The sequence below is a fragment of the Klebsiella sp. 141203 genome (assembly GCF_032601985.1).
Classification (GTDB): domain Bacteria; phylum Pseudomonadota; class Gammaproteobacteria; order Enterobacterales; family Enterobacteriaceae; genus Klebsiella; species Klebsiella aerogenes.
Genome location: NZ_JAQIRL010000002.1, coordinates 734,772 through 758,884 on the forward strand (window position 1 = coordinate 734,772; position 24,113 = coordinate 758,884).

The 24,113-nt window shown below is 55.6% G+C and carries 23 protein-coding genes; 18 read left to right on the forward strand and 5 right to left on the reverse strand.

Annotated elements, in window-relative coordinates:
* Positions 1-22 precede the first annotated feature (22 nt).
* Together PGR29_RS11175 and mdtH are read right to left on the reverse strand one after the other, a co-directional pair.
* Positions 23-583 carry a lipoprotein gene (locus PGR29_RS11175; protein ID WP_087858011.1) on the reverse strand — a complete coding sequence of 187 codons (561 nt, stop codon included), beginning with the start codon at positions 581-583 and terminating at the stop codon, positions 23-25.
* A gap of 114 nt (positions 584-697) precedes the next feature.
* On the reverse strand, positions 698-1,906 hold the full coding sequence (mdtH, locus tag PGR29_RS11180; RefSeq protein ID WP_015367204.1) for a multidrug efflux MFS transporter MdtH: 1,209 nt from the start codon (positions 1,904-1,906) through the stop codon (positions 698-700).
* Positions 1,907-2,133: 227 nt separating this feature from the next.
* On the opposite strand from mdtH, the gene rimJ reads away from it, so the two are divergent.
* The 4 genes from rimJ (at position 2,134) to murJ (ending at position 5,950) form a co-directional block, all read left to right on the forward strand.
* Positions 2,134-2,718 (forward strand): ribosomal protein S5-alanine N-acetyltransferase, encoded by a 585-nt coding sequence (rimJ, locus tag PGR29_RS11185; protein WP_087858010.1) that lies wholly within the window; start codon positions 2,134-2,136, stop codon positions 2,716-2,718.
* Between the two features lie 9 nt (positions 2,719-2,727).
* The gene (locus PGR29_RS11190) at positions 2,728-3,375 is read left to right on the forward strand and encodes a YceH family protein (protein WP_316424536.1); all 648 of its coding nucleotides are present in this window, start codon (positions 2,728-2,730) and stop codon (positions 3,373-3,375) included.
* Between the two features lie 2 nt (positions 3,376-3,377).
* Complete coding sequence (locus PGR29_RS11195; protein WP_316424537.1) at positions 3,378-4,301, forward strand: Gfo/Idh/MocA family protein; 924 nt, start codon at positions 3,378-3,380, stop codon at positions 4,299-4,301.
* A 113-nt stretch (positions 4,302-4,414) separates the two neighbouring features.
* Entirely contained in the window at positions 4,415-5,950 is a 1,536-nt protein-coding gene (murJ, locus tag PGR29_RS11200; RefSeq protein WP_316424538.1) for a murein biosynthesis integral membrane protein MurJ, read from the forward strand.
* A gap of 55 nt (positions 5,951-6,005) precedes the next feature.
* Here the strand turns inward: murJ and PGR29_RS11205 are convergent, their stop codons facing one another.
* Entirely contained in the window at positions 6,006-7,220 is a 1,215-nt protein-coding gene (locus PGR29_RS11205) for an MFS transporter (RefSeq protein ID WP_047079612.1), read from the reverse strand.
* A gap of 109 nt (positions 7,221-7,329) precedes the next feature.
* Between PGR29_RS11205 and PGR29_RS11210 the strand changes: the two genes are divergently transcribed.
* Entirely contained in the window at positions 7,330-8,268 is a 939-nt protein-coding gene (locus PGR29_RS11210; protein WP_316424539.1) for a LysR family transcriptional regulator, read from the forward strand.
* 39 nt (positions 8,269-8,307) lie between these two features.
* Here the strand turns inward: PGR29_RS11210 and rne are convergent, their stop codons facing one another.
* Positions 8,308-11,532, reverse strand: a complete 3,225-nt coding sequence (gene rne / locus PGR29_RS11215; protein ID WP_316424540.1) for a ribonuclease E — start codon at positions 11,530-11,532, stop codon at positions 8,308-8,310.
* Between the two features lie 825 nt (positions 11,533-12,357).
* On the opposite strand from rne, the gene rluC reads away from it, so the two are divergent.
* Positions 12,358-13,311 (forward strand): 23S rRNA pseudouridine(955/2504/2580) synthase RluC, encoded by a 954-nt coding sequence (gene rluC, locus PGR29_RS11220; protein WP_072205245.1) that lies wholly within the window; start codon positions 12,358-12,360, stop codon positions 13,309-13,311.
* Positions 13,312-13,351: 40 nt separating this feature from the next.
* Here rluC and PGR29_RS11225 read toward each other — a convergent pair whose 3' ends face one another.
* Entirely contained in the window at positions 13,352-13,936 is a 585-nt protein-coding gene (locus PGR29_RS11225) for a Maf family protein (RefSeq protein ID WP_087858005.1), read from the reverse strand.
* 141 nt (positions 13,937-14,077) lie between these two features.
* Here PGR29_RS11225 and yceD point away from each other — a divergent pair, with 141 nt between their 5' ends.
* From yceD to holB, 12 genes are all read left to right on the forward strand, one after another.
* Positions 14,078-14,599 (forward strand): 23S rRNA accumulation protein YceD, encoded by a 522-nt coding sequence (gene yceD / locus PGR29_RS11230; protein ID WP_015705036.1) that lies wholly within the window; start codon positions 14,078-14,080, stop codon positions 14,597-14,599.
* Positions 14,600-14,615: 16 nt separating this feature from the next.
* Complete coding sequence (rpmF, locus tag PGR29_RS11235) at positions 14,616-14,789, forward strand: 50S ribosomal protein L32 (protein ID WP_000290724.1); 174 nt, start codon at positions 14,616-14,618, stop codon at positions 14,787-14,789.
* Positions 14,790-14,935: 146 nt separating this feature from the next.
* A complete protein-coding gene (plsX, locus tag PGR29_RS11240) occupies positions 14,936-16,036 on the forward strand; it encodes a phosphate acyltransferase PlsX (RefSeq protein ID WP_087858004.1) in 1,101 nt (366 codons plus the stop codon).
* A gap of 53 nt (positions 16,037-16,089) precedes the next feature.
* Positions 16,090-17,043, forward strand: a complete 954-nt coding sequence (locus PGR29_RS11245; RefSeq protein ID WP_045393676.1) for a beta-ketoacyl-ACP synthase III — start codon at positions 16,090-16,092, stop codon at positions 17,041-17,043.
* A 15-nt stretch (positions 17,044-17,058) separates the two neighbouring features.
* Positions 17,059-17,988: an ACP S-malonyltransferase gene (gene fabD / locus PGR29_RS11250; protein ID WP_087858003.1), complete on the forward strand. Its 930-nt coding sequence runs from the start codon at positions 17,059-17,061 to the stop codon at positions 17,986-17,988.
* Positions 17,989-18,000: 12 nt separating this feature from the next.
* The gene (fabG, locus tag PGR29_RS11255; protein ID WP_015367190.1) at positions 18,001-18,735 is read left to right on the forward strand and encodes a 3-oxoacyl-ACP reductase FabG; all 735 of its coding nucleotides are present in this window, start codon (positions 18,001-18,003) and stop codon (positions 18,733-18,735) included.
* A 210-nt stretch (positions 18,736-18,945) separates the two neighbouring features.
* Positions 18,946-19,182, forward strand: a complete 237-nt coding sequence (gene acpP, locus PGR29_RS11260) for an acyl carrier protein (protein ID WP_000103754.1) — start codon at positions 18,946-18,948, stop codon at positions 19,180-19,182.
* A gap of 88 nt (positions 19,183-19,270) precedes the next feature.
* On the forward strand, positions 19,271-20,512 hold the full coding sequence (gene fabF, locus PGR29_RS11265; RefSeq protein WP_087858002.1) for a beta-ketoacyl-ACP synthase II: 1,242 nt from the start codon (positions 19,271-19,273) through the stop codon (positions 20,510-20,512).
* Between the two features lie 128 nt (positions 20,513-20,640).
* Entirely contained in the window at positions 20,641-21,450 is an 810-nt protein-coding gene (pabC, locus tag PGR29_RS11270; protein WP_087858001.1) for an aminodeoxychorismate lyase, read from the forward strand.
* A 2-nt stretch (positions 21,451-21,452) separates the two neighbouring features.
* Complete coding sequence (gene yceG / locus PGR29_RS11275; protein ID WP_271031909.1) at positions 21,453-22,475, forward strand: cell division protein YceG; 1,023 nt, start codon at positions 21,453-21,455, stop codon at positions 22,473-22,475.
* On the forward strand, positions 22,465-23,106 hold the full coding sequence (gene tmk / locus PGR29_RS11280) for a dTMP kinase (RefSeq protein ID WP_113374196.1): 642 nt from the start codon (positions 22,465-22,467) through the stop codon (positions 23,104-23,106). The genes yceG and tmk overlap by 11 nt, the downstream gene beginning before the upstream one ends.
* On the forward strand, positions 23,103-24,107 hold the full coding sequence (holB, locus tag PGR29_RS11285; protein WP_087857998.1) for a DNA polymerase III subunit delta': 1,005 nt from the start codon (positions 23,103-23,105) through the stop codon (positions 24,105-24,107). The genes tmk and holB overlap by 4 nt, the downstream gene beginning before the upstream one ends.
* Positions 24,108-24,113: the final 6 nt, after the last annotated feature.

Genomic DNA, 24,113 nt, shown 5'->3' on the forward strand with positions numbered 1-24,113 from the left:
CCATATTCAGCGCCCTTATTGTTTAATCAGTGAAGGGGATGATTATCTCGCCCGGTTTCACTTCGATGCCTTTAGCGTATTTCTTCGCTAAGGCTTCGCCGGTGCTGGCATCTTCACGCAGAACGTAGGCCGGTTGCTGGTTGAAATAGCTGCGCAGGGACTGATTCAGATAAGGGATCAGCGTCTGTACCACGGAGGTGAGCTTTTCCGGCTTAACTTTCGCATCGACGACTTCCATTTCACGCAGATAAATCGCGCCTTGCTCTTTATTGAACACCGGCAGCGCTTTGAGCTTCAGGTCGATGGTCGCTTTCTGATTGCCAAACAGCGAATTCAGATCCAGATTAGCGGTTCCGCTCAGCGCCACTTTATTCGGCTCTTCACGACCGATGGCGCTGGTCAGGTTTTGCAGTTCAATATGCGCATCCGCTACGCCAGGCAGGCCGATATCTTTGGCGAAGTGATTACGTTTCTGCAGCGCCTGGTTAATCTCCTGCTCGCTAACGGAGTATTGCGTAAGCTGGTTACATCCGCTCAGAAGGCCGCCGACAATCAGCGCGGCCGCGATCAACATCTTTTTCATTGGGTTCCTTAACGTCATGCCATAGCTAATCCTGACACAAAGCAGCATGGTCTGCTAGCCCCGCTTGTACTAGCGGAAAATGCTGAAAAAAAGGATTACCACTTTGGCCGAGCGTCAGGTGCGCGGTTCCAGCATGCCGGAAGCCGATCGTTTTTGGCTGAACTGCCACCACAGCGCAATGAATGTCGCAAAGCCGATAATGCCCAGCATCAGCCACGGCAGCTCGGGCTGATTGAGCACTTTACCGGCGTCAAACAGCCAGCCGCCGCCGGCGTACCCCAGCGCGCCGCCGAAAGCCAGTCCAAGGCGGCTGAAACCCATATAGCTGCCGCGAGCGCGGGCATCGGCCAGTGACGCGCCCAGCGTTTCGCGCGCGGGTTCGGCAATGATTGAGCCAATATAAAAGATACAGATTAGGGTAAACAACTGCTGCAGTGTGCTGGTTAAGCCAATCGGCAGCATCGCCGCCGTCATCACCAGCAAACCCGCCATCAGACGATGCTCGAGGCGAAAACGTTTCTCGCTCCAGCGGGCGATGGGGTACAGCAGCGTCAAGGAAATTGTCGCTTCAATGGCATACATCCATTTCACCGCCGCCGGAGAGCCTGCAATATCGTTAACCATAATCGGCAGCATGAGCATCACCTGCACGGCCAGCATGTAGTAACCGGTCAGGGTCAGCACATAAGTGACAAAGCGCTTATCGCGTAACACCAGCCCCAGTCCTTCGCGGATTGGCGTTTTGACCGTCGAAAGTTTCCATGCCGGCAGATACCAGGCGTTAAACGCGGCACAGGCAATGAAGAGCGCTGCCCCTGCGCTGCACACCAGACGGAAATCGTACTGTAAGAGCCAACTGCCCAGCAGAGCGCCGATGACCGCGCCGGCGCTATCCTGCATCATCAGGATAGAGAAGAAGCGACCACGTTGATGCGGGCGCACCAGTTTGACCACCAGCGCCGCTCGCGGCGGGTCGAACAGGGTGCCGCCGAGACCGGACAAAATGCATGAAAGCCAGAGCACCCAGGGCTCATGGGCGACGGCCATCGCCGCGAAACCGCCGGCGCGCATCAGCATCCCGGTGACAATCATCGGTTTGGCGCCGAAACGGTCGGCAATCGCGCCGCCGAAGATGCCTAAACCTTGTTGCACCAGTTGACGTAGACCGAGGGCAATACCGACCATCAGCGCCGCCCAGCCCATTTGGTCGACAAAACGGATCGATATCAGGGGGAATACGACAAAAAAGCCGAGCACAACCAGCATGTTATCGACCAACAGGAAATATTTACCCAGGCTCCTTGCCTGCGATACGCGGGACATTTCCCCTCCAGGGAAAAAGAAAGATAAGCTTAGATATTCTGCGGTGGCGGCGGTTATTTTCCCAGCATACTGGCGACAATATTTTTTTATCAAAAAGCAAGATCGATTGAGGCTATTCATCGAAAAACGGAGGTGGTGCAGAAAATGGTATGTTGCTGTTTTCCCACCTTCACTCAGGGAAGGTATAGTGAAAGATATCAGTTTGGGGCAGGGAACAGGAGTGAGGAATGTTTGGCTATCGCAGTAACGTACCCAAGGTGCGTTTGACGACGGACCGGCTGGTGGTGCGGCTGGTTCACGATCGTGACGCCTGGCGTCTGGCCGATTACTACGCGGAAAATAAAGGGTTCCTGAAACCCTGGGAGCCGGTGCGCGATGAAAGCCACTGTTATCCCTCCGGCTGGCAGGCGCGGTTATCGATGATTACGGAGTTTCACAAACAGGGTTCGGCATTTTATTTCGCGCTACTCGATCCTGATGAGAAAGAGATTATTGGCGTAGCGAATTTCTCAAACGTGGTGCGTGGTTCATTTCATGCCTGCTATCTCGGCTATTCCATTGGTGAAAAGTGGCAAGGGCAGGGGCTGATGTTTGAAGCGCTGACCGCGGCGATTCGCTATATGCAACGTACGCAGCATGTCCACCGCATCATGGCCAACTATATGCCGCATAACAAACGCAGCGGCGATCTGCTCGCCCGGCTCGGATTCGAAAAAGAGGGTTACGCAAAGGACTACCTCCTCATTGATGGACAATGGCGAGATCACGTATTGACGGCGTTAACGGCCACTGACTGGACCCCAGGGCGCTAAGGAGACAACATGAAATATCAGCTAACCGCGCATGAAGCGCGCATCATTGGTTGCCTGCTGGAGAAGCAGGTAACCACGCCGGAACAGTATCCGCTATCAGTGAATGCGGTGGTTACCGCCTGTAACCAGAAAACCAACCGCGAGCCGGTGATGTCGCTGGCGGAAAGCGATGTCCAGGATTTGCTGGATGAGCTGGTTAAACGCCACTACCTGCGTACGGTAAGCGGTTTTGGCAACCGGGTAACCAAATATGAACAGCGCTTCTGCAATTCCGAATTTGGCGACCTCAAATTAACGGCGGCGGAAGTCGCCATCGTCACGACGCTGCTGCTGCGCGGCGCGCAAACGCCAGGCGAGCTGCGCAGCCGCGCGCAGCGGATGTATGAATTCCGCGATATGGCCGAGGTGGAAAGCACGCTCGACAATTTGGCTAGTCGTGAAGATGGTCCTTACGTCGCGCGCCTTCCGCGCGAACCGGGTAAACGCGAAAGCCGCTATATGCACCTGTTTTGTGATGACATCGATTCGCTCATTACCGTCGTGGAAGCCGTGTCCCCGCCGAATGACGATTTGCAGGCGCGCGTTGAGGCGCTGGAAAGTGAAGTCGCTGAGCTCAAAATACGTCTTGATTCCCTGCTGGCTCATTTAGGAGAGTAACCGTGACGGTGAAATTACGTGTTGGCGTAGTGGGGCTTGGCGGCATTGCACAAAAGGCATGGCTGCCGGTGCTTGGCGCCGCTGATGGCTGGACGCTGCAGGCCGCCTGGTCGCCGGGGAAAGAGAAAGCGTTACGCATCTGCGAAACCTGGCGTCTGCCTTATGCCGAGTCTCTGGATGCGCTGGCGGCGCAATGTGATGCGGTATTTGTTCATACATCAACCGCTTCACATTATGAAGTGGTTCATCATCTGCTGAATGCAGGCGTTCATGTTTGCGTGGACAAGCCGCTGGCGGACAAGCTCAGCGAAGCCGAATCACTGGTTGAACTGGCAGCGCGTCGGCGTTTAACGTTAATGGTGGGCTTCAATCGCCGCTTTGCGCCGCTGTATCGTGAATTGAAAGCGCATCTCAATGATGCGGCGTCATTGCGCATGGATAAGCACCGTAGCGATAGCGTCGGCAAAGAACTGCGTTTTACCCTGCTGGATGATTATCTGCATGTTGTTGATACCGCACTGTGGCTGGCAGGAGATAAGGCGCGGGTGAATGGCGGGATCCTGCAAACCACTTCTCAAGGGGAAATGCTCTACGCCGAGCATCACTTCAGCGCGGGGCAAGTGCAGATAACGACTAGCATGCATCGTCGCGCCGGAAGCCAGCGTGAGTGGGTGCAGGCGGTAACCGATGGCGGGCTGTATGAGGTGAGCGATATGCGCGAGTGGCGTGAAGAGCGGGGCAGCGGAATCTTGCAGCGCCCGGCACCCGGCTGGCAGACAACGCTTGAGCAGCGCGGATTCGACGGCTGCGCACGGCACTTCATTGAATGCGTGCAAAATCAGACGGTTCCGGAAACCGCCGGCGAGCAGGCGCTTTTAGCCCAGCGGATCGTGGAAAAGCTCTGGCGCGAGGCGATGAGCGAATAACTGGTTGTAACAACTGACAGTAGTAATTCATTGCGAACCCGGTAGACTATCGCCACTTTCCAGCGCCCGCTTTTGCGGGCGTTTTACTCCATGGGTTGTGGAATAAGACAGTAATGAATCTATTAAAATCATTAGCGGCAGTCAGCTCGATGACCATGTTCTCGCGCGTACTGGGGTTCGCCCGCGATGCTATCGTCGCGCGTATTTTTGGCGCCGGGATGGCGACCGACGCCTTTTTTGTGGCCTTCAAACTGCCAAACCTTTTGCGGCGTATTTTTGCCGAAGGCGCCTTTTCTCAGGCCTTTGTGCCGATCCTCGCTGAATATAAAAGCAAGCAGGGCGAAGACGCGACGCGGGTGTTCGTCTCCTATGTTTCCGGGCTGTTGACGCTGGTTCTGGCGCTGGTCACGGTGGCAGGGATGCTGGCTGCGCCGTGGGTGATTACCGTTACTGCTCCGGGCTTTGCCGATACGCCAGATAAATTTGCCTTAACCACCCAGCTGCTGCGCATCACCTTCCCCTACATTTTATTGATCTCGCTGGCGTCGCTGGTGGGGGCGATCCTTAACACCTGGAACCGCTTCTCGGTTCCCGCCTTCGCGCCGACCTTCCTCAACGTCAGCATGATTGGTTTTGCCCTGTTTGCCGCGCCTTATTTTCATCCGCCAATGCTGGCGATGGCCTGGGCGGTCACGGTTGGCGGTATCCTGCAACTGGCGTATCAACTGCCGCATCTGAAAAAAATAGGTATGCTGGTGCTGCCGCGGGTTAACCTGAAAGATGCCGGGGCGATTCGCGTGGTTAAGCAGATGGGGCCGGCGATCCTCGGCGTCTCTGTTAGCCAGATCTCGCTGATTATCAATACCATTTTCGCCTCCTTCCTGGTTTCAGGTTCGGTCTCCTGGATGTATTATGCCGACCGTCTGATGGAGTTCCCCTCCGGCGTGCTGGGCGTGGCGCTGGGCACCATCCTGTTGCCATCGTTATCAAAAAGTTTCGCCAGCGGCAATCACGATGAGTACTGCCGACTGATGGATTGGGGGCTGCGTCTGTGCTTCCTGCTGGCCTTGCCAAGCGCGGTTGCCTTAGGCATTCTCGCCAAACCGCTGACGGTATCGCTATTCCAGTACGGTAAGTTTAACGCTTTCGATGCGGCGATGACCCAGCGCGCGCTGGTGGCTTATTCGGTTGGACTGATGGGGCTTATCGTCGTGAAGGTGCTGGCGCCGGGCTTTTACTCGCGCCAGGATATCAAGACGCCGGTTAAAATCGCCATTGTTACTCTGATAATGACCCAGGTGATGAACCTGGCGTTTATTGGCCCGTTGAAGCATGCCGGCTTGTCGCTGTCTATTGGTCTGGCTGCCTGTCTGAACGCCGCGCTGCTTTACTGGCAACTGCGTAAGCAGAAAATCTTCACGCCGCAGCCGGGCTGGCTCGTCTTCCTGCTGCGTCTGGTCATCGCGGTGCTGGTCATGGCCGCAGCGCTCGTCGGCGTGATGTATCTGATGCCGGAATGGTCGCAGGGGACGATGCCGTTCCGCCTGATGCGTCTGATGGTAGTAGTGGTCGCCGGCGTTGTCGCCTATTTCGCGACCTTGCTGCTGCTCGGCTTCCGCCTGAAAGAGTTTGCCCGCCGCACGATTTAAATTCACCGTAACGTCGGGCCTGATTAACCCGTTCCGCTATGCGGAGCGGGTTTTTTTATCTCACGGCGCGTTCTGCGGCCTGTAGACGAGCATTTTCCAGCAGGCGGATAATCAGAGCAATCGCGCCGCTGCTCACCGCCAGAATCACCACACCGTTCCAGCCAGCCAGCACGTACAGTTTACTTCCCAGCACCGATCCCAGAGCCATTCCGATGAAGACCACGGTAAATAGCAAGGCGTTAAGCCTGCCGCGGGCCTGGGGCTCCAGGCTGTAAACCAGATTTTGATGCGCCACCAGGCTCGACTGCAGACCAAGGTCAAAACCGATAGCCGATAACGCAATCAGCGCCAGTTGGCCGTGTACCGGCAGCGCGGGCAGTAGCAACATCAGGGCAAAGGAGACGGTGACTAACGCCGCGCCGAGCTGGGTGACTCTCCCCGCGCCAACTTTATCCGCCAGTCCTCCTGCCAGCGGTGCCGCCAGGGCGCCTGCCGCGCCAGCGATACCGAAGCCGCCGGCGACCGCGCTACCCATCTGAAAATGTTCGGCGAGCATGACCGCCAGCGTCGACCAGAACGCGCTAAAGGCGATAGACAAAAAGCCCTGGGCGAATGCCGCGCGGCGCAGCGCGGGATAGCGCTGCCACAAATGGGCCATTGACTTCAGCAACTGCGGATAACTGAGGGTAGAGTGGATCTCAAAACGCGGCACAACACGCCACATTAACAGGCCGATAAAGGCGATACTGACTGCCGCAGCCTGGTACATGACCCGCCAGCCAAATAGCGCGCCGACCAGCCCGCTGACGGTACGTGAAAGCAGGATCCCCAGTAGCAGGCCGGTCATCACCGTACCGACCATCTTCCCCTGTTTGCCCGCCGGCGCCAGAATCGCCGCCGCCGGGACAATATCCTGCGCCATGGTCGCCGCCATGCCAATCAGCAGGCTGACGACCAGTAGCGAGGTAAGCTGACCGGTCAGGCTGCAGAGTAGCAACAGTACCGCCAGCACGGCGCTTTTCAGCAGGATAAGCGTTCGGCGATCGTGGCGATCGCCGAGCGGCAGCAGAAATAATATTCCCAATGCATAGCCAGCCTGGGTCAGCGTGGGTACCAGCCCCATTCCCTCAACGCTGAGATGCAGGTTGGCGCCGATTAACGGCAGCAGCGGCTGGGCGTAGTAGATGGATGCGACGCTGAAGCCAGCGCCGAGCGCGAGAATAAAAATAACCCAGCCGGCCTGGCGGGGGGATAAAGGAAGCGGTGTCATGGTAGTGCCCTCGTAAATGCGTTGGCGCTATTGTTCCCTGAAGCAGACTGGCGCGGAAGATAGGGTAGTGGTAAAACGGTTATACGTAGCACGTATAGGCAAAATATAAATGAAGAAACAAGAGCGTATAGATCGGATTGAGCTGATGCGGACCTTTATTCGCATCGTCGAAGCGGGTTCGCTCTCGGCGGCGGCTCTGCAGATGAGTACGACTCAGGCGACCGTCAGCCGACGTTTGCAGTCGCTGGAGACGTTACTTGGCGCGAGGCTTATTCTGCGCACGACCCATGCGATGAAACTGACCGATGACGGCGAGCGCTGTTATCAACATGCGCGGCGGCTGGTGGACAGCTGGCTGGCGCTGGAAGATGATTTGCGCATCGAGGAAGACCGGCCGGTTGGCGTGCTGCGGGTGCGGGCGCCGCACGCTTTTGGCCAACAGCAGTTGCTGGGTCCGCTGGTGAGTTTTCTGCAGCGATATCCTGAGCTCTCCGTTGAGTGGATGCTGAATGATAAAACCGTCGACTTTCTTAGCGATAATATTGATTGCGCGATCCGCGTTGGCGCGGAAGTCGATCCATCAACGGTATCGGTACTGTTGGCTGTGGTTCCCCGCAGCCTGGTGGTTGCGCCTGAGCTATTGGCGCGCCATCCGGAACTCAGCGAACCTCAGATGCTCTCCGCGCTGCCCTGGGTCGCTATCAGCACCTTTTATCAGCATGAAGTCACGCTACAGCATCAGGTGGACGGGCAGTTGATGAATTTCCCGATTGTCCCTTGCCTGAGTACCGATAGCGTCTACGTTGCGCGTAACACCGCCCTAGCGGGGCTGGGGGCGGCAATTGTTTCCAGTTGGGCGGTGGAGGAAGATATTGCGGCAGGCAGGCTGATTGAGCCGTTTGCGCAGTGGCGGGCTTCGCCGCTGCCGGTGCATCTGGTTTACCCCTGGGCGCGCTATTATCCGACGCGGCTACGCAAGTTTCTCGATTTGATGCGCGAAGTGATGCCACAGGTGGCGGGGATGCAGCGCCCGGACGAGAAGAAATAAAAAAACCGGCCAGTTGGCCGGTTTTTTCGTTGAGCACCGTTACTCTACAGGCTGCGGACGGGTAGCTTCCGCCGTGGCTTGATGAGTGGCGCTATGGCCGCCTGCAGACCCTTTACCCTCAAAGGCAAACGGAGGACGAACCCAATCGCTTTGGCGCGGCGCTTCCGGCACGTATTCCGGAGCCGGTGCGCGGGTCATCGGCGCGGTCGCATGGCGAGTAGCGGTGGTCGCCGGTTGCGCTTTCACCACTGGCGCGGTGCTGATGACCGGCGTCGGTTCAACAACCGGCGCGGCTTCTTCAACGGCGGCAACGGTCGTTTCTTCGACAACAGCGGTTTCTTCTTCGACAATCGTTGGCTGCGCAGTGACGGTTTCTTCAGTAGCTGGAGCAGGTGCGGACTCAGTTTCTTCGACTACCGGCTCTGCTGGCTCACTGACTTCTGCCTGCGGCGCAACGCTTTCCGCAACAACTGCGGTCTCTTCAACCACCGCCGTTTCTTCGACGACCGGAGCTTCAACGACGGTCGCTTCTGCGGTCGGTTCGCTGGCCACTGCCGGTGCGACAGTTTCAGCCGCGACGGTTTCCGCAACGACAACCGGAGCGATAGTCTCCGCGACGACTGGCGTAATGATAGGCTCAACGTTGGCGGTTTCCTGTACCGGTAACTCTTCCTGCTGCTGATCATGCGCACGGGCAATCGGATAGCGGATCCACGCTTTACCTGACGCCAGCTCAGGCGACGCGCAGGCGATGGCCAGCGGCATCGGCGATTGGGTCGGATAACGCTCATCGCGGTAGCGACGGCGACGTTGGCCGCTTACGCGCAGGTGGCGCGGAGAGCGACGTGAACGACGCGGCATACCGTTAGATTCACGAGCGTCGCCGTTTTCATCCTGCTCAGCGGCAGTTTCAACGACGGCCGGCAGATCGACTTTTGCCAATTCCGTACGCGGCGTAGTGGATTCCGCCTGCTGCTCGGCTACGGTTTCGATAACCTGCTCGGTTTCCACGGACTCAAAGCGGATTTTCTGCGCCAGCTGACGCGGCTTACGACGCGGCATGCTCTGAACGCGTTCTTCCTGCTCGGTTTCCTGCTGGACTACCGGTTCTTCACGGGTCTGAGCTTTCGCTTCCTGCTGTGCCTGGCGCTTGTCATCATTACGACGACGGTTGCGTTCACGGCGCGGTTGCTGCTGCTCATCACGTGATTTGCCGGTATCAGCCTCATTGCCTGCGGTTTGACGAGATTCGCGCTGTTCAACGTTCTGCGGCTGTTTCTCACGGCGATTACGGCGGTTTTCCTCACGAGACTCACGAGAGTCGCGACCTTCAGCGTTTTCTCCACGGTTATCGCGATTGTCACGATTATCGCGGCTATCGCGGTTATCACGACGGTCATTGCGATCGCGGCGATTATTAGAACGCGGTTTACGACGCTCTTGCTGACGTTCCGGTTTCTCTTCTGTTTTTTGCTCAGTCTTGACTTCCGCCGGTTTGGCTTCCTCTGCGCCAGCAAAAATGTTTTTCAATGCGCCGAAGAAGCGGGACAGCAGGCCAGGTTGGGCAGGCGTTGCTACTTTTGCGGCTGGAGCGGCGGCGGCTTTCGCTGCGACCGGGGCGGCTGAGGTTTCTTCCTGTACCGGTACTGGCGGCGCATCCGGCATCACGAAAGCGGCCAGCGCAGGTTCCTCGCGGCGTTTACGCTCAGCAGGTTCCTCGTCGGACGGCATCGCCATCTCTTCTTCGTGCAGTTTCGGCAGCAAATAGCTCAGGGTTGAGGTCTCTTCGCCTTTACGCACGCGCAGTACGGAGTAGTGCGGGGTTTGCATCTCGTCGTTCGGGACGATGATGACGCGAATGTCGCTCTGACGGGTTTCAATCGCGCTGACTGCGGCACGTTTTTCGTTAAGCAGATAAGACGCAATGGGGACCGGAACGATCGCGTGGACTTCTTTGGTGTTCTCTTTCAGCGCTTCTTCTTCAATCAGACGCAGGATAGAGAGCGACAGCGATTCGTTGTCACGCACGGTACCGGTGCCGCTACAGCGTGGGCACACGTGGTGGCTGGATTCACCCAGTGACGGGCTCAGACGCTGGCGGGACATCTCCAGCAGGCCGAAGCGCGAGATATGGCTTATCTGGATACGCGCGCGGTCCTGGCGGACGGCTTCACGCAGGCGGTTTTCAACCGCGCGCTGGTGGCGTACCGGGGTCATATCGATGAAGTCGATAACGATCAGGCCGCCAAGGTCGCGCAGACGCAGCTGGCGCGCGATTTCGTCAGCCGCTTCGAGGTTAGTATTGAACGCCGTTTCTTCGATATCGCCGCCGCGGGTCGCGCGAGCGGAGTTGATGTCGATAGCGGTCAGCGCTTCGGTACTATCAATAACGATAGAACCACCGGATGGCAGGCGAACTTCACGCTGGAACGCGGATTCAATCTGGGATTCAATCTGGTAGTGGCTGAACAGCGGGATTTCACCGGTGTACAGTTTGATTTTGCTGCTGAAATCCGGACGACCGAGGGCGGCGATATGCTGGCGCGCCAGCTCAAGCACTTTCGGGTTATCGATCAGGATTTCGCCGATGTCCTGGCGCAGGTAGTCGCGGAAGGCACGTACGATAACGTTACTTTCCTGGTGGATCAGGAATGGAGCAGGGCGGCTCTCAGCGGCTTTCTGAATCGCTTCCCAGTGCTTCAGGCGGAAGCTCAGATCCCACTGCAGCGCTTCAGCGGATTTGCCGACGCCCGCGGTACGTACGATAAGACCCATGCCGTCCGGCAACTGCAGGCTCGCCAGCGCTTCTTTCAGCTCGGTACGATCGTCACCTTCGATACGGCGTGAAATACCGCCGGCGCGAGGGTTATTCGGCATCAGTACCAGGTAGCTGCCTGCCAGGCTGATAAAGGTGGTCAGCGCAGCACCTTTATTACCGCGCTCTTCTTTATCAATCTGAACAATGACTTCCTGACCTTCGCGCAGAACGTCCTTAATGTTAGGGCGGCCATGAGAGCTGTAATTGGCTGGGAAGTATTCGCGGGCAATTTCTTTGAGGGGGAGGAAACCATGACGCTCAGCGCCGTAATCGACAAACGCGGCTTCAAGGCTAGGTTCAATACGTGTGATTTTGCCTTTGTAGATGTTCGCTTTTTTCTGCTCGTGCCCGGGGCTTTCGATATCCAGGTCGTACAGGCGCTGCCCATCAACAAGAGCGACGCGCAACTCTTCCTGCTGAGTTGCGTTGATTAACATTCTTTTCATCGTAACTTACTCATTATTCTTACATTGACGACTAAGCTACGGGCAGAGTAACGCCTTACCGGGTGAAAACCGATGGCCTCGAGTCTGGTTCACGTCGCCAACCTCACGGTTGTCGCGCGCTTAAGAGGCGCAGAGTGTCGGTCGCCTGTGTTTCAAACGGAAACACAGCGCAATTATTCAGGGGAACAGCCTGGGATGTATCACCAGAGAATATTCCATTTATACACTTCATCCTTTAAGTGATTTCGCGTTGGCCGCGCTTGTTCACTTCAATCGATTGCTTGTACAACCGACTGAAGATTCTCTCTTTTGCAGCCTTGACGCACCTCAAACGATGTTGCGTATATTCTCATCGTCTCTCACGTCGCAGGGGTAATGGCTTAACCTGTTCACCTCAATCGGAGGATTCAGATGAACTCCCGGTAGTCCCGGAGTCGTCGCCGTCCTGCCACGCAAAAATCTTATAGAGCCTGTGCCGGTAAGGACTGCAACCCGCAGCCCGCTAACTGTCTGAAAGATCAATACGTCTTACGCCATTGCTGCGTGGATGATCGGTCAGACAAAATTGGTCATTCCGCTAATTTCTTGTTCTAACAAGTGTCAACACGGAAAACAGCCTCATTATTCCATTGCTAACCTTGTTATAGCAAGTTCACTTTTACCTTTTATCACCGGGTTACTCACAGTTTTTTCACCAGCGTCTACAGATTGTTCTAATAACAAACAAAACGCCGATGAAGCATGCGATGAAATCCGGATACTGATAAATATAAGCATATAAAAATGAGTGGCGCTAATGCCCTCGGCTATTTAGAATCGCCGACCATGAAAACTGAGACTCCAACCGTAAAAATGGTTGCCATTTCCGCCGATGAAGCGGGGCAACGTATCGACAACTTTTTGCGTACGCAACTTAAGGGCGTACCGAAGAGCATGATTTATCGCATCCTGCGTAAAGGCGAGGTGCGGGTAAACAAAAAACGCGTCAAGCCGGAATATAAACTGGAAGATGGCGATGAAGTGCGTATCCCGCCAGTGCGTGTCGCCGAGCGCGAAGAAGAGGCCGTTTCGCCGCACCTGCAAAAAGTGGCGGCGCTGTCGGATGTGATTCTCTATGAAGACGATCATATCCTGGTGCTGAATAAACCTTCCGGCACCGCAGTGCACGGCGGTAGCGGTCTGAGCTTCGGCGTGATTGAAGGGCTGCGCGCGCTGCGCCCGGAGGCCCGTTTCCTTGAACTGGTTCACCGTCTCGATCGCGATACTTCCGGCGTGCTGTTGGTGGCGAAAAAACGTTCGGCGCTTCGTTCGCTCCACGAGCAGCTGCGTGAGAAAGGGATGCAGAAGGATTATCTGGCGCTGGTGCGCGGTCAGTGGCAGTCGCACACGAAGGTGGTACAAGCGCCTCTGCTGAAAAATATTCTGCAGAGCGGCGAGCGTATCGTGCGCGTGAGCCAGGAAGGTAAGCCCTCCGAAACGCGCTTTAAAGTAGAAGAGCGTTACGCATTTGCCACGCTGGTGCGCTGTAGTCCGGTTACCGGGCGTACGCACCAGATTCGCGTTCATACGCAGTATGCGGGACATCCGATTGCTTTTGACGATCGCTATGGCGATCGCGAGTTTGACAAGCAGCTTTCAGGGACTGGCTTAAACCGCCTGTTTTTGCATGCGGCGGCGTTGAAATTCACCCATCCTGGCACCGGAGAGGTGATGCGTATTGAAGCGCCGTTGGATAACCAACTGAAGCACTGCTTACAGGTTTTACGTAATAGCAAATAGGTAAAGCGGCGGATTTATACTCCGCCGCTTTCTTTTCTGACTAACTGAGTAACGGGTTGTAGCCTTCCCGGCGCAACATCTGGCATAGCGCTATTAGCGGTAACCCAACCAGCGAATTAGGGTCGCGTCCTTCCAGTCGTTCAAATAGCGTAATACCTAATCCTTCGCTTTTAAAACTCCCGGCGCACTGCAGAGGGTTCTCTTTACGGATATAGGCCTCGATCTCCTGATCGCTTAAATGCCGAAAATGGACGTCGAAAGGTTCGCATTCCGTTTGCAGGTGTCCGTTGGCGGAATTATAGAGCGCCAGTCCGGTATAAAAAGTGACAATCGTGCCGCTGGCTTTGCGTAGCTGACGGTGGGCGTTTTCTTCAGTGTGTGGTTTACCGGTAATTTCGCCGTCTAAGACGCAAACCTGATCGGAACCTATAATAAGGTGCTGAGGGAAGCGGGATGCCAGCGCCTGGGCTTTGGCTTGCGCCAGACGCACAACCAACTGGCGGGCGGATTCGCCGGGCAGAGGCGTTTCATCAACCTCAGGCGCTGCGCATTCGAACGGCAGCGAGAGTTTTTCCAGCAGCATCCGCCGCCACGGCGAGGTTGAGGCCAGGAGAAGATTAGACATATTTTTTCATCCACATATAGCGCTTCGCAGAGCATCATTTTAAACTATGCGCCGCAATGTGTGCGAATAAATGGCAAAAGGCAACCTGAGGCTGCCTTTTTCTTTGACTCTATGACATTACAAAGTTAATATGCGCGCCCTATGCAAAAGGTAAAATTACCCCTGACTCTCGATCCGGTTCGCACGGCTCAAAAACGCCTTGATTACGAGGGTATCTACGCCCGTGATCAGGTTGGCCGTGTCGCCGATTCAGTCGTCAGCGTGGACAGTGATGTGGAATGCAGCATGTCGTTCGCTATCGATAACCAGCGTCTCGCCGTTATTACCGGTGATGCGAAGGTATCGGTAACCCTCGAATGTCAGCGTTGCGGGAAACCGTTCCCTCATCATGTTCACACAACGTATTGTTTCAGCCCTGTCAGAAATGACGAACAGGCAGAAGCACTACCGGAAGCGTATGAGCCGATTGAGGTTAACGAATTCGGTGAAATCGATCTGCAGGCGATGGTTGAGGATGAAATCATTCTTTCCTTGCCGGTAGTTCCGGTGCATGATTCTGAACACTGTGAAGTGTCCGACGCGGACATGGTCTTTGGCGAACTGCCTGAAGAGGCACAAAAACCAAACCCATTTGCCGTATTAGCCAGCTTAAAGCATAAGTAATTGAGGAGTAAGGTCCATGGCCGTACAACAGAATAAACCAACCCGTTCCAAACGTGGCATGCGTCGTTCCCATGACGCTCTGACCGCAGTCACCAGCCTGTCTGTAGACAAAACTTCTGGTGAGAAACACCTGCGTCACCACATCACTGCCGACGGTTTCTACCGCGGTCGCAAGGTAATCGCTAAGTAATCACGCCTTACTCCGTGGATTTCACGTTGCAAGAAAACGTAATTAACGTCCTTGTAACGTGAAAGACAAGAGTAAAAGCGTGGTGAAGCTTAGTGAGGATCTCCCCAGGTAACTGGGGAATAACCGAACCGGGCAGCGACGATACCTTGACACGTCTAACCCTGGCGTTAGATGTCATGGGGGGCGATTTTGGCCCATCCGTGACAGTGCCTGCAGCACTGCAGGCACTGAACTCTAATTCGCAACTCACACTTCTTTTAGTCGGCGACCCCGACGCCATCACGCCATTACTTGCCAAAGCTGATTTCGAACAACGTTCGCGATTGCAGATTATTCCTGCACAGTCAGTTATTGCCAGTGATGCGCGGCCCGCTCAGGCTATCCGCAATAGTCGCGGTAGCTCGATGCGCCTGGCGCTGGAGCTGGTAAAAGAAGGCCGGGCCGAGGCCTGCGTTAGCGCGGGAAATACCGGCGCGCTGATGGGACTGGCGAAATTATTACTCAAACCCATTGAGGGAATTGAGCGCCCGGCGCTGGTGACGGTGCTACCGCATCAGCAAAAGGGCAAAACGGTGGTGCTGGATTTAGGCGCCAACGTCGATTGTGATAGCACGATGCTGGTACAGTTCGCGGTGATGGGCGCAGTGTTAGCTGAAGAAGTCGTAGGGATTAAAAATCCACGCATTGCGCTGTTGAATATCGGCGAAGAAGAGATGAAAGGTCTCAATAGCATCCGTGATGCGTCGGCGATTCTCAAAAAGCTGCCGTCCTTCAACTATATTGGTTACCTTGAAGCTAACGAGTTGCTGACGGGTAAAACGGATGTTCTGGTTTGTGATGGATTCACGGGCAACGTCACATTAAAGACGATGGAAGGTGTTGTCAGAATGTTCCTTTCGCTGCTGAAATCACAGGGAGAGGGAAAAAAACGGTCGTGGTGGCTGATTTTATTAAAGCGTTGGTTACAAAAAAGCCTGAGCAGGCGATTCAGTCACCTCAACCCCGACCAGTATAATGGCGCCTGTCTGTTAGGATTGCGCGGTTCTGTGATCAAAAGTCATGGCGCTGCCAACCAGCGCGCATTTTGCGTCGCAATAGAGCAGGCAGTGCAGGCGGTGCAGCGGCAGGTTCCACAGCGGATCGCCGCTCGCCTGGAATCGTTATACCCAGCAGGCTTTGAACTGCCAGGGAGCAGCAGCGGTAACGGGAATGCCCGACGGCACAACGGGACCAACGGATACGACTGACGCCCTGCGGTTTGAACAACGCGGGTATATTACCCAAGAGTGACTGAGCGTACATGTATACAAAGATTATTGGCACCGGCAGCTATCTGCCTGAGCAAGTGCGTACTAACGCCGACCTGGAAAAAATGGTTGAAACGACTGACGAGTGGATTGTCACGCGTACAGGTATTCGTGAACGCCGTATTGCCGCAGCGAACGAAACAGTTGCTACGATGGGCTTCGAAGCCGCAAAGAAAGCGCTTGAAATGGCGAATGTCAACCCGGAGCAAATTGGTCTGATCGTTGTTGCGACCACCTCGGGCACTCATGCCTTCCCGAGCTCTGCGTGCCAGATTCAATCTATGCTGGGCGTAAAAGGTTGCCCGGCGTTCGACGTCGCAGCCGCCTGCGCGGGCTTTACCTATGCCCTGAGCATCGCCGATCAGTACGTGAAAAACGGCGCCGTTGATTATGCGCTGGTGATCGGCGCTGACGTGCTGGCGCGCACCTGCGATCCAACCGATCGCGGTACGATCATTATCTTCGGTGACGGCGCGGGCGCGGTAGTGCTCGGCGCTTCTGAAGAGCCGGGGATTATCTCCACGCATCTGCATGCCGATGGCCGCTACGGCGACCTGTTAACGCTGCCGAACGCCGATCGCGTTGAGCCGGAAAACCCGATTTATCTGACGATGGCCGGTAACGAAGTGTTTAAAGTTGCGGTCACCGAACTGGCGCATATCGTTGACGAGACGCTGGCGGCCAACAATCTTGAGCGCTCGGCGCTGGATTGGCTGGTGCCGCATCAGGCTAACCTGCGTATCATCAGCGCGACGGCGAAAAAGCTGGGAATGTCGATGGATAATGTGGTGGTCACGCTCGATCGTCACGGTAATACTTCCGCGGCCTCGGTTCCTTGCGCGCTCGATGAAGCCGTTCGCGATGGCCGTATTCAACGCGGTCAGTTGATTCTGCTGGAAGCCTTCGGTGGTGGTTTCACCTGGGGTTCCGCGCTGGTTCGTTTTTAGTATAAGGATTTAAACATGACGCAATTTGCTTTTGTGTTCCCGGGACAGGGCTCTCAGGCTGTCGGTATGCTGGCAGATATGGCCGCGACCTGGCCAGTTATTGAAGAGACCTTCGGCGAAGCTTCCGCAGCGTTGGGTTACGATCTGTGGGCGCTTGCCCAACAGGGCCCGGCAGAAGAACTGAACAAAACCTGGCAAACGCAACCGGCGCTGCTGACCGCGTCCGTCGCGTTATATCGCGTATGGCAGCAGCAGGGCGGTAAAGCGCCGGCGCTGTTAGCCGGTCATAGCTTGGGCGAATACTCTGCGCTGGTCTGCGCAGGCGTTATCAATTTCGCTGATGCTGTTCGTCTGGTTGAACTGCGTGGTAAATTCATGCAGGAAGCGGTACCGGAAGGTACCGGCGCGATGTCTGCAATTATTGGCCTTGACGACGCGTCCATCGCTAAAGCTTGTGAAGAATCTGCGCAAGGGCAGGTGGTTTCGCCAGTGAACTACAATTCACCGGGCCAGGTGGTTATCGCCGGGCACAAAGAAGCCGTTGAACGCGCGGGCGCCGCGTGTAAAGCCGCAGGCGCCAAACGCGCGCTGCCGCTGCCGGTCAGCGTACCTTCGCACTGCGCGCTGATGAAACCTGCCGCTGAAAAACTGGCGGTAGAGCTGCAGAAAATCACTTTTAACGCGCCGACCGTTGCGGTTGTGAACAACGTCGACGTGAAGTGCGAAACCGCGCCGGACGCTATCCGCGACGCGCTGATTCGCCAGCTGTACAGCCCGGTGCAGTGGACTAAGACCGTTGAGTTTATGGCATCTCAGGGCGTCGAGCACCTGTATGAAATGGGCCCGGGTAAAGTCCTCACCGGCCTGACCAAACGTATTGTTGACACCCTGACTGCTTCTGCGCTCAACGAGCCGGCTGCGATGTCTGCGGCGCTTGAGCAATAAAAGAGGAATACCATGAGTTTTGAAGGAAAAATCGCGCTGGTTACCGGCGCGAGCCGCGGTATCGGCCGCGCTATTGCTGAAACCCTCGCCGCGCGCGGCGCGAAAGTTATCGGTACTGCCACCAGCGAAAGCGGCGCGCAGGCGATCAGCGACTATTTAGGCGCCAATGGTAAAGGTCTGATGTTGAATGTGACCGACCCGGCATCTATTGAATCTGTTCTGGAAAATGTTCGCGCAGAGTTTGGCGAAGTTGACATCCTGGTCAATAATGCCGGGATTACTCGTGATAACCTGTTAATGCGAATGAAAGATGATGAGTGGAACGATATTATCGAAACCAACCTGTCATCGGTATTCCGTCTGTCAAAAGCGGTAATGCGCGCTATGATGAAAAAGCGTCATGGACGTATTATCACTATCGGTTCTGTGGTTGGTACCATGGGAAATGCTGGTCAGGCTAACTACGCTGCGGCGAAAGCGGGTCTGATCGGTTTCAGTAAGTCACTGGCACGTGAAGTTGCGTCTCGCGGTATTACTGTAAACGTTGTTGCTCCGGGCTTTATTGAAACGGACATGACGCGTGCGCTGACCGATGAGCAGCGTGCGGGTACGCTGGCGGCAGTTCCTGCGGGGCGCCTTGGCTCCCCAAATGAAATCGCCAGCGCGGTTGCATTCTTAGCCTCTGACGAAGCGGGTTACATCACTGGTGAAACCCTGCACGTCAATGGCGGGATGTATATGGTCTGACCGAGATTTGCGCAAAATGTTCAGGAAGCGCGCAGTCTGCACGCTTGCGGGTACTGTTTTGTGCGAAATCATTTGCGTTATTAGGGCAAACAGCCGCAAAATAGCGTAAAATCGTGGTAAGACCTGCCGGGATTTAGTTGCAAATTTTTCAACATTTTATACACTACGAAAACCATCGCGAAAGCGAGTTTTGATAGGAAATTTAAGAGTATGAGCACTATCGAAGAACGCGTTAAGAAAATTATCGGCGAACAGCTGGGCGTTAAGCAGGAAGAAGTTACCAACAATGCTTCCTTCGTTGAAGACCTGGGCGCTGATTCTCTTGACACCGTTGAGCTGGTAATGGCTCTGGAAGAAGAGTTTGATACTGAGATTCCGGACGAAGAAGCTGAGAAAATCACCACCGTTCAGGCTGCCATTGATTACATCAACGGTCACCAGGCGTAAGTGAACATCTCCAGGCGGTCATTCGACCGCCTGAGTTTTATCTTTTTTTGTCCCACAAGAATCTATTTTCCCTCCCTGGAGGACAACCGTGTCTAAGCGTCGTGTAGTTGTGACCGGACTGGGCATGTTGTCTCCTGTCGGCAATACCGTAGAGTCTACCTGGAAAGCTCTCCTTGCCGGTCAGAGTGGCATCAGCCTGATCGACCATTTCGATACTAGCGCCTATGCAACGAAATTTGCTGGCTTAGTAAAGGATTTTAACTGTGATGATATCATCTCGCGCAAAGAACAGCGCAAGATGGATGCCTTCATTCAATATGGAATTGTCGCTGGCGTTCAGGCCATGCAGGATTCTGGCCTTGAAGTGACGGAAGAAAACGCAACCCGCATCGGCGCCGCTATCGGTTCCGGTATTGGTGGCCTTGGCTTGATCGAAGAAAACCACAGTTCGCTGGTAAATGGCGGACCGCGGAAGATCAGCCCGTTCTTCGTACCGTCCACAATTGTTAACATGGTGGCCGGTCATCTGACCATCATGTTCGGTCTGCGTGGACCGAGTATCTCCATCGCGACCGCTTGTACTTCAGGCGTACACAATATCGGCCACGCGGCGCGTATTATCGCTTACGGCGATGCCGATGCGATGGTTGCCGGTGGTGCAGAGAAGGCGAGTACGCCGCTGGGCGTAGGCGGCTTTGGCGCTGCGCGCGCGCTGTCTACCCGCAATGACAATCCGCAGGCGGCAAGCCGTCCGTGGGATAAAGAGCGTGATGGCTTCGTGCTGGGCGACGGCGCCGGTATGGTCGTACTGGAAGAGTACGAGCATGCGAAAAAACGCGGCGCGAAAATCTACGCTGAGATCGTCGGCTTTGGTATGAGCAGCGATGCCTACCATATGACGTCTCCACCGGAAGATGGCGCTGGCGCTGCGCTGGCGATGGTTAACGCCATTCGTGATGCGGCAATTGAACCGGGCCAGATTGGCTACGTCAACGCCCACGGAACTTCTACGCCAGCGGGCGATAAAGCAGAAGCCCAGGCGGTGAAATCCGTGTTTGGCGATGCGGCACGCCGTGTGATGGTGAGCTCCACCAAATCCATGACTGGCCACCTGTTAGGCGCGGCTGGCGCAGTAGAGTCTATCTACTCTATTCTCGCGCTGCGCGATCAGGCGGTTCCGCCGACCATCAACCTGGATAACCCGGATGAAGGTTGTGACCTGGACTTCGTTCCTCATGAAGCGCGTCAGGTTTCCGGTATGGAATACACCCTGTGTAACTCCTTCGGCTTTGGCGGTACTAACGGTTCGATTATCTTCAAAAAAGTATGATCAACCGCTAATGCTGGTTTAAGCGTTGACGAAAGACCCGCCTGGCGGGTCTTTTTTTATTCGGTTTTCTCCGCTTGTTCTCTGCTTTTTATCCTGAGACACTGTGCCACCGGTGAGAGGAGCCCTCTATGTTCTTGATAAATGGTGTCGAGCAGGATGTTCTGGCAGCAAATGACCGCGCAATTCAATTCGGTGATGGCTGTTTCACCACCTCGCGAATCATCAACGGCCAGATAGCCTTTTTCAATGCCCATCTGGGCCGTTTGCAGGATACGTGCGAAAAACTCTTTATACCTTTTACTGAATGGCGAACGTTGGCCGCAGAGATGCAAGAACTGGCAAAGCCGCACAGTGAAGGCGTCCTCAAAGTGGTCATAACGCGTGGCTCAGGAGGCCGGGGATATAGCGCGACAGGCTGCATGCAGCCGAACCGCATGATGAGCGTTTCTTCTTTCCCCTCGCATTATGCGCGATGGCGAGAAGAGGGAATAACCCTGGCGTTAAGTCCGATCCGCCTGGGGCGCAATCCCTCGCTGGCCGGGCTCAAACATCTTAATCGCCTGGAACAAGTCTTGATTCGTTCTCATCTTGAGCAGACAGACGCCGATGAGGCGCTGGTCCTTGACAGCGACGGGTGGCTTACGGAATGCTGTGCCGCGAATGTGTTCTGGCGTAAAGGAAGCCATGTGTTCACGCCGCGCCTCGATCAGGCGGGCGTCAATGGCATTATGCGCCAGTACTGTATAGCCAAGTTGGCACGTTCGCCTTTTGATGTTGTCGAAGTATCCGTGCGCCCCGATGTGCTGCGCGATGTCGATGAAGTGCTGATTTGCAATGCGCTTATGCCGCTGGTACCGGTTCGTCGTTGGGATGACATCTGTTGGTCCGAACGCGATCTTTACCATTTTTTAGCCCCATTGTGTGAGCTGCCTGGTTAGTCATGAAGAAAATGTTACGTTTTGTCTTGCTGTTAGTGGTGGTGTTCGGTATTGCCGCAGCGGCAGGGATGTGGAAAGTCCGCCAACTGGCAGACAGCAAGTTGCTTATTAAAGAAGAGACCATCTTCACTCTTGAGCCAGGAACCGGACGAGTGGTGCTTGGCCAGCAGCTTTATGGCGATAAAATTATTAATCGTCCGCGCGTATTCCAGTGGTTGCTGCGCGTCGAACCCGAACTTTCTCATTTTAAAGCGGGTACTTACCGCTTCACACCGCAAATGACGGTGCGCGAAATGCTGCAGCTACTGGCAAGCGGCAAAGAGGCGCAGTTCCCGTTACGTTTTGTTGAAGGGATGCGCGTTAGCGACTATCTGCATCAGCTGCGCGATGCGCCGTATGTAAAACACACTTTAGAAGACGATAGTTACGAAACGGTGGCCAAAGCGCTGGGGCTTGAGCATGCCGATTGGGTTGAAGGCTGGTTCTGGCCGGATACCTGGATGTACACCGCCAATACCAGCGATATCGCGATTCTTAAACGCGCGCATCAGAAAATGGTCGCTGCGGTAGCGAAAGCCTGGGAAGGGCGGGCGGAAAATCTACCGTATAAAGATCAAAACCAATTACTGACCATGGCCTCTATTGTTGAGAAAGAGACCGCGGTTCCTGCCGAGCGCGATCGCGTGGCTTCGGTCTTTATCAACCGCCTACGTATTGGCATGCGTTTACAGACCGACCCTACCGTGATTTACGGCATGGGTGAGCGCTATAATGGTAAACTGACGCGCAAAGATCTGGAAACGCCGACCGCCTATAACACCTATGTGATTAGCGGTATGCCGCCAGGGCCCATCGCCGTGCCGGGCGAAGCGTCTCTCAATGCGGCCGCGCATCCGGCGAAGACGCCGTATCTCTATTTTGTTGCCGACGGAAAAGGCGGCCATACGTTCAATACCAATTTGGCCAGCCATAACCGCTCGGTTCAGGACTATTTAAAAGTACTTAAGGAAAAAAATGCGCAGTAACTATATCGTCATCGAAGGCCTGGAAGGGGCGGGGAAAACGACCGCACGCAATCTGGTCGTTGAGACACTCGAACAGCTGGGTATCCGCGATATGGTGTTTACCCGTGAGCCGGGCGGCACCATCCTGGCTGAAAAACTGCGCAGCCTGGTGCTGGATATCCAGTCTACCGGCGATGAAGTCATTAACGACAAGGCGGAAGTACTGATGTTTTACGCCGCCCGCGTACAGTTGGTTGAAACCGTTATCAAGCCGGCGCTGGCCCGCGGTCAGTGGGTCATTGGCGACCGTCACGATCTCTCAACTCAGGCCTACCAGGGCGGCGGGCGCGGTATCGATCAGGGAATGCTGGCGACGCTACGCGATGCGGTGCTCGGCGATTTCCGTCCTGATTTAACGCTCTATCTTGACGTGACGCCGGAGGTCGGCCTCAAGCGCGCGCGCGCGCGCGGCGATCTGGATCGGATTGAACAGGAGTCGATGAACTTCTTTAATCGTACCCGCGCGCGCTACCTTGAACTGGCGGCGCAGGATCCGACTATCCGTACGGTGGATGCAACGCAGCCTCTGGAAGCGGTTGAACGTGATATCCGTTCTGTCATCACACAATGGGTTGCGGAGCAACGCGCATGAAATGGTATCCGTGGTTACGCCCGTCCTTCGAGCAGCTAGTGGCTGGTTATCAGGCAGGACGGGGTCACCATGCGTTATTACTGCAGGCGTTGCCGGGGATGGGCGGCGATGCGCTCATCTACGCGTTATGCCGATTCCTGATGTGCCGCCAGCCGGAAGGGCATAAAAGCTGCGGCCATTGTCATAGCTGCCAGCTTATGCAGGCCGGCACCCATCCTGATTACTACACGCTTGCCCCGGAGAAAGGCAAGAGTGCGCTAGGTATCGATGCGGTGCGCGGCATCACTGAAAAACTCTATGAGCGCGCGCGTCTCGGCGGCGCGAAGGTGGTGTGGATCAACGATGCGACGTTGTTAACCGATGCCGCCGCCAATGCTTTGCTGAAGACGCTGGAAGAGCCGCCGGAACACACCTGGTTTTTCCTGGCCTGTCAGGAGCCGGCGCGGCTGCTCGCTACCTTGCGTAGCCGTTGCTTCTCATATCATCTTGCCCCGCCCTCTGAAGCCTGGGCATTAGGGTGGTTAGAGCGCGAAGTGACAATGTCACAAGATGCTTTGTTGGCCGCTCTGCGCCTCAGCGCTAACGCGCCCGCAGCAGCGCTAGAGTTACTGCAAGAGGCCAACTGGGCGCCGCGACAACAGCTCTGCCAGGCGCTAGCCAGCGTGTTAACCAGCGGCGACTGGCTGTCATTATTACCGGTTCTGAATCACGAACAGGCTCCGGTGCGTCTGCACTGGCTGGCATCGCTGTTGCTGGATGCGCAAAAAAGGCAACAGGGTATTTCGCTTCTGAGTAATCCGGATGCCTGGACGCTGGTTAACCAGCTGGCGCAAACACTCTCGGGCCCGCGTCTTGAAGCTATCACGCGCGATGTTAGCGCCTGTCGCGAACAGTTACTGAGCGTGGTCGGCGTCAACCGCGAACTACTACTCACCGAGCGCCTCCTGCGCTGGGAACATTACCTGCAACCCGGGGCGGTTCTGCCCGTCTCGCATCTCTGAGAATAA

Bases quoted from the DNA above. Each gene is read 5' to 3' on its own strand.
- rluC (WP_072205245.1), top strand. From the start codon at position 12,358: ATGAAAACTGAGACTCCAACCGTAAAAATGGTTGCCATTTCCGCCGAT.
- PGR29_RS11225 (WP_087858005.1), bottom strand. From the start codon at position 13,936: ATGTCTAATCTTCTCCTGGCCTCAACCTCGCCGTGGCGGCGGATGCTG.
- holB (WP_087857998.1), top strand. From the start codon at position 23,103: ATGAAATGGTATCCGTGGTTACGCCCGTCCTTCGAGCAGCTAGTGGCT.
- tmk (WP_113374196.1), top strand. From the start codon at position 22,465: ATGCGCAGTAACTATATCGTCATCGAAGGCCTGGAAGGGGCGGGGAAA.
- rne (WP_316424540.1), bottom strand. From the start codon at position 11,532: ATGAAAAGAATGTTAATCAACGCAACTCAGCAGGAAGAGTTGCGCGTC.
- PGR29_RS11245 (WP_045393676.1), top strand. From the start codon at position 16,090: ATGTATACAAAGATTATTGGCACCGGCAGCTATCTGCCTGAGCAAGTG.
- PGR29_RS11210 (WP_316424539.1), top strand. From the start codon at position 7,330: ATGAAGAAACAAGAGCGTATAGATCGGATTGAGCTGATGCGGACCTTT.
- yceG (WP_271031909.1), top strand. From the start codon at position 21,453: ATGAAGAAAATGTTACGTTTTGTCTTGCTGTTAGTGGTGGTGTTCGGT.
- PGR29_RS11175 (WP_087858011.1), bottom strand. From the start codon at position 583: ATGAAAAAGATGTTGATCGCGGCCGCGCTGATTGTCGGCGGCCTTCTG.
- yceD (WP_015705036.1), top strand. From the start codon at position 14,078: ATGCAAAAGGTAAAATTACCCCTGACTCTCGATCCGGTTCGCACGGCT.
- mdtH (WP_015367204.1), bottom strand. From the start codon at position 1,906: ATGTCCCGCGTATCGCAGGCAAGGAGCCTGGGTAAATATTTCCTGTTG.
- fabD (WP_087858003.1), top strand. From the start codon at position 17,059: ATGACGCAATTTGCTTTTGTGTTCCCGGGACAGGGCTCTCAGGCTGTC.
- murJ (WP_316424538.1), top strand. From the start codon at position 4,415: ATGAATCTATTAAAATCATTAGCGGCAGTCAGCTCGATGACCATGTTC.
- acpP (WP_000103754.1), top strand. From the start codon at position 18,946: ATGAGCACTATCGAAGAACGCGTTAAGAAAATTATCGGCGAACAGCTG.
- fabG (WP_015367190.1), top strand. From the start codon at position 18,001: ATGAGTTTTGAAGGAAAAATCGCGCTGGTTACCGGCGCGAGCCGCGGT.
- PGR29_RS11205 (WP_047079612.1), bottom strand. From the start codon at position 7,220: ATGACACCGCTTCCTTTATCCCCCCGCCAGGCCGGCTGGGTTATTTTT.
- PGR29_RS11190 (WP_316424536.1), top strand. From the start codon at position 2,728: ATGAAATATCAGCTAACCGCGCATGAAGCGCGCATCATTGGTTGCCTG.
- rpmF (WP_000290724.1), top strand. From the start codon at position 14,616: ATGGCCGTACAACAGAATAAACCAACCCGTTCCAAACGTGGCATGCGT.
- pabC (WP_087858001.1), top strand. From the start codon at position 20,641: ATGTTCTTGATAAATGGTGTCGAGCAGGATGTTCTGGCAGCAAATGAC.
- rimJ (WP_087858010.1), top strand. From the start codon at position 2,134: ATGTTTGGCTATCGCAGTAACGTACCCAAGGTGCGTTTGACGACGGAC.